The following is a 4,979-nucleotide window of genomic DNA, read 5'->3' on the forward strand; positions in this document are numbered from 1 at the left end:
TCACGGTGCTGGAGCTGGACACGCTGGCACTGGCGGCGGAGGCAGAGCACAACCCCGACGTGCCGGTGAGTGGAGAGAACCTGGCCTACGTGATCTACACCTCCGGCTCCACCGGGCGGCCCAAGGGGGTAGCCGTCACCCACGGGCCGCTAAGCATGCATTGCCAGGAAACGGCGATCCTCTACGAGATGGGGCCGGCTTCCCGGGAGCTGCACTTCCTCTCTTTCTCCTTTGACGGCGCCCACGAACGCTTGTTGACCGCGTTGAGCTGCGGCGCGGCGCTGGTGCTGCGCGATGCCAGCCTGTGGCCAGCCCAACAGACGCTCACCGCGCTTCAGCAACACCGGATCAGCAATGCGGGCTTCCCCGCAGCCTACCTGCGGCAGTTGGCGGAACAGGGGGCGCAGTGGGACACGCCTCCGCCCGTGCGTCTCTACTCCTTCGGTGGTGAAGCCATGCCACGGGAAGGCTTCGAGAACATCCGCCATACCCTGAAGCCCGGGTTGCTGATCAACGGCTATGGGCCGACCGAGGCGGTCGTCACGCCGCTGGTGTGGAAGGTCGCTGGCAGCAGGGCTTGCACCAGCGCCTATGCCCCCATTGGCAAGCCGGTGGGGGATCGCAAAGCCTATGTACTGGATACCGACTTGAGCCTGGTGCCTGCAGGCGTGGCCGGTGAGCTGTACCTGGGCGGCGTTGGCCTTGCGCGCGGCTACCTGAACCGCCCTGGCCTGAGTGCCGAGCGCTTCATCGCCGACCCCTACGACGAAGCCGGCGGCCGGCTGTACCGCACCGGCGACCTGGTGCGCTGGAACGCGGAAGGCGAACTGGAGTACCTGGGCCGGATAGACCACCAGGTCAAGATCCGCGGCTTCCGCATCGAACTGGGCGAAGTGGAAGCGCAGCTGCTGGCCCAGCCGGAAGTGCGTGAAGCGGTGGTGGTGGCCGACGAAGGCCCGGGAGGCGCCCGGCTGGTGGGCTACGTCTCGGCCCAGGCAGGCGAGGAGATCGACACCGCCGAACTGAGCACCAAGCTCGGCGAGCAACTGCCGGACTACATGGTGCCGTCGGTGGTGATGGTGCTGGACGGTCTGCCGCTGAACGCCAACGGCAAGATAGACCGCAAGGCGCTGCCGAAGGCGGAGGCGGGCTGCACGCAAGCCTACGAAGCGCCGCAGGGCGAAGTGGAAGAACGGCTGGCGTCGATCTGGGCCGAAGTGCTGGGGGTGGAGCGGGTCGGGAGACGGGACAGCTTCTTCGAACTTGGCGGGCACTCGCTGCTGGCCTTGAAGCTGCTGGAACGGCTGCGCAGCCAAGGCCTGCCGGCCTCGGTGAAGCGTCTGTTCCAGCACCCGGAACTGGCGGCGTTTGCCGCCGCGCTGGAGAGCGAACCGCAGCCGGCCGAAGTGGCGGTACCGCCCAACCGGATTCCGGCCGGTTGCACCGCGATCGCACCGGGGATGCTGACATTGGTGACCCTGGACCAGGAAGAGATCGGCCGCATCGAAGCGGCCGTACCCGGAGGCGCCGCCAATATCCAGGACATCTACCCGCTGGCGCCCTTGCAAGAGGGCATCTTGTTCCATCACCTCATCCAGAGTGAAGGCGATGCCTATATCGCCCGCACGCTTCTCGGCTTCGATAAGCGGGCGCGCCTGGAGGGCTTTATCGCCAGCCTCAACCAAGTGGTCGCGCGGCACGACATCCTGCGCACCGGGGTGCAGTGGGAAGGCTTGCGCGAACCGGTCCAGGTGGTACAGCGCCATGCGGAGGTCCGGGTCCATTGGCTCGAAATCGGACCTGGAGAGGATGCGCGCGCGCGGCTGGACGAATATGTCGCTCTCGGCCATTACCGGATCGATGTGCGCAAGGCACCGTTGATTCACGCGGTTGCCGTCCAGCAGCCCGACCGCTGCCTGCTCGTCTTGCCGTGCCACCACCTGATATCGGACCACACCACGCTGGAGCTGCTGGTGGGCGAGATCGCGCTGCTGCAGCAAGGCCGGAATGCCGAGCTGCTGGAGCCGGTGCCATTCAGGCGTTTCGTCGCCCAGGCCAGGCTGGGCGTGAGCGCGGCCGAACACCAGGCTTTCTTCACCCGCCTGCTGGGAGACGTGGTCGAGCCGACGGCCCCATTTGGACTGCTGGATGTCCGGGGCGACGGCAGCGGGGTCGAGGAAACCCGTCTGTCTCTGGCGGCACCGCTTGCGCGGGCGATCAGGGAGCACGCGCGAAGTCGCGGTGTAAGCGCTGCCAGCCTGTTCCATCTCGCATGGGCGATGGCCTTGGGTGTGGTGGCTGGCCGTAATGACGTCGTGTTCGGGACAGTGCTGTTCGGCCGCATGCAGGGGGGCGCGCAGGCGGACAAGGCGATGGGCTTGTTCATCAACACCTTGCCGATGCGCATACGCTTGAGGGCCGGCAGCGTGCTGGAGTGCCTGAAGCAGACCCACCGGACATTGAGCGACCTGCTGCACCATGAGCATGCCAGCCTCGCGCTCGCGCAACGCTGCAGCGGTCTGCCGGGCGGGACGCCATTGTTCTCCGCGTTGCTGAATTATCGCTACGGCACTTCGGGGAAAAAGGACTACGGCAATGCCTGGCAAGGCCTGGAAGCCCTTGGTGGAGAGGAGAGGACCAATTATCCGGTCACGCTCTCGGTGGACGATCTGGGGGAGGGATTCGATCTGGTCGTGCGGGTGGTGAGGCCGACCGGAACCCGGCGACTGGGCGATTACATGTTGCAGGCGCTGAGCGCGATCGTTGAGGCCTTGGCCGGGGCCTCGGAGCGACCGTTGTCGGAGATCCCCCTGCTGAGCGCGGCGGAACGCGAGCAACTCCAAAACTGGAGCCAAAACGGCGACCGCCCGGCAAGCGCGGCGCCGATCCACCGGCTGATCGAAGTGCAGGCGGCCAGCCACCCGGACGCGGTGGCAGTGATCTTCGGTGAAGCGCAGCTGAGCTACGGCGAGCTGAACCGGCAGGCGAACCAACTCGCGCACCACCTGACCGGGCTGGGCGTCGGCCCGGAAGTGAAGGTGGGGATCGCGGTGGAGCGCTCCTTGGACATGGTGGTGGGCCTGTTGGCCATCCTGAAGGCGGGCGGGGCGTATGTGCCGCTGGACCCGGAGTACCCGGCGGAGCGGCTGGGCTACATGATGGAAGACAGCGGGATAGGGCTGTTGCTCACGCAGCGCGCGCTTCGGGCACAGCTGCCGCTACCGAGCGGACTCACTGTCCTGGAACTGGACACGCTGGCGCTGACGGCCGAGCCGGCGCACAACCCCGAAGTACCGGTGAGCGGAGAGAACCTGGCCTATGTGATCTACACCTCCGGCTCCACCGGACGGCCCAAAGCAGTCGCCGTCGCCCACGCCCCCCTGGCCATGCATCTGCAAGCCGTCATCGGCAAATTCGGCCTCTCCACGAGCGACCGCCTGCTGCAGTTCGCCTCCCTCAGCTTCGACGCCGCCGTCTCCCAATGGGCATCTCCGCTGGTTGCGGGCGGCGCTGTCGTCGTGCTCGCGACCGAAGACCGGGAAACAGCCCGGCTGACCGCGGCAGCCCGCGCCCGGGGCCTCACCGCCTTCCACCTGCCGCCGGCCTACCTGCGGGAACTGGCCGCCACCCAGGACGAAAGCGGACTCCCGGTGAGACTGTGCATTGCCGGTGGAGAAGCCTGGCCGGCGGAAAACTACCGTACCGCCTGCAAAGCCTTCATGCCCGAACGCCTGGTGAACTCCTACGGCCCGACCGAAGCGGTGATCAGCCCCTGCGTCTGGGAAGGCCGGCGTGACGACATCCTGCAAAACGCCTACGTCCCCATAGGGCGACCGGTAGGAGACCGCAAAGCCCACGTACTGGACACCGAACTGAACCTGACGCCGGCCGGCGTTGCCGGCGAGCTCTACCTGGGCGGCGTTGGCCTTGCGCGCGGCTACCTGAACCGCCCCGGGCTGAGTGCCGAGCGCTTCATCGCCGACCCCTACGACGAAGCCGGTGGGCGGCTGTACCGCACCGGCGACCTGGTGCGCTGGAACGCGGAAGGCGAACTGGAGTACCTGGGTCGGATAGACCACCAGGTCAAGATCCGCGGCTTCCGCATCGAACTGGGCGAAGTGGAAGCGCAGCTGCTGGCCCAACCGGAAGTGCGTGAAGCGGTGGTGGTGGCCGACGAAGGCCCGGGGGGCGCACGGCTGGTGGGCTACGTCTCGGCCCAGGCAGGCGAGGAGATCGACACCGCCGGACTGCGCACCAAGCTCGGCGAGCAGCTACCGGACTACATGGTGCCCTCGGTGCTGATGGTGCTCGATGGTCTGCCGCTGAACGCCAATGGCAAGATCGATCGCAAGGCGCTGCCGAAGGCGGAGGCGGGAAGCAGCCAGGATTACGAGGCGCCGCAGGGCGAAGTGGAAGAGCGGCTTGCGGCGATCTGGGCCGAAGTGCTGGGGGTGGAGCGGGTCGGTCGGCAGGACAGCTTCTTCGAACTCGGCGGGCACTCGCTGCTGGCGATCCAGATCGTTGCCCGGGTGGGCGATCGTCTGAACCAGAGCTTGAGTTTGCGCGAGGTGTTTCTCCATCCCCGCTTGATGGATATGGCATCGGCGTTGAATCAGGGCGAAGAAGAGCAATCGGTTGCGGACATGCTCGCTTCAATCGATGCCTTCATCGACGACCTGGAGACGGCATGATGAACGTGGAAGCAGATTTCCAGCAACTCGCAGAGCGGTTCTCCAGCCTCAGCCCGGCGCAGCGCCAGGCGGTCTACAAGAAAATCCGGGCCGGGGGCCTGGGCATGGAGCGTTTTCCCGTGCTGCGGAGAAGTGAGTCTTTGCGCTCTCAGTGTCCGGGCTCCTACGCGCAACGTCGGCAATGGTTCCTGTGGGAACTGGACCGTGCCAGCACGGCGTACCACATCTCCGGGGGCCTGCGGCTCAAGGGCGAGGTGAACCTGGATGCGCTGCAAGGAAGCTTCGCGG

2 protein-coding genes are annotated in these 4,979 nt (G+C 66.6%); both read left to right on the forward strand.

What is annotated here, in order from left to right:
• On the forward strand, positions 1-4,691 hold a 4,691-nt coding region (locus GRF61_RS23300; RefSeq protein WP_169153000.1), incomplete at its 5' end, for a non-ribosomal peptide synthetase.
• The coding region (locus tag GRF61_RS23305) for a hypothetical protein (RefSeq protein WP_169153001.1) at positions 4,688-4,979 on the forward strand (292 nt) is incomplete at its 3' end. The genes GRF61_RS23300 and GRF61_RS23305, both read left to right, overlap by 4 nt.

The sequence above is a fragment of the Azoarcus sp. TTM-91 genome, assembly GCF_012911025.1.
Taxonomy (GTDB): domain Bacteria; phylum Pseudomonadota; class Gammaproteobacteria; order Burkholderiales; family Rhodocyclaceae; genus Azoarcus.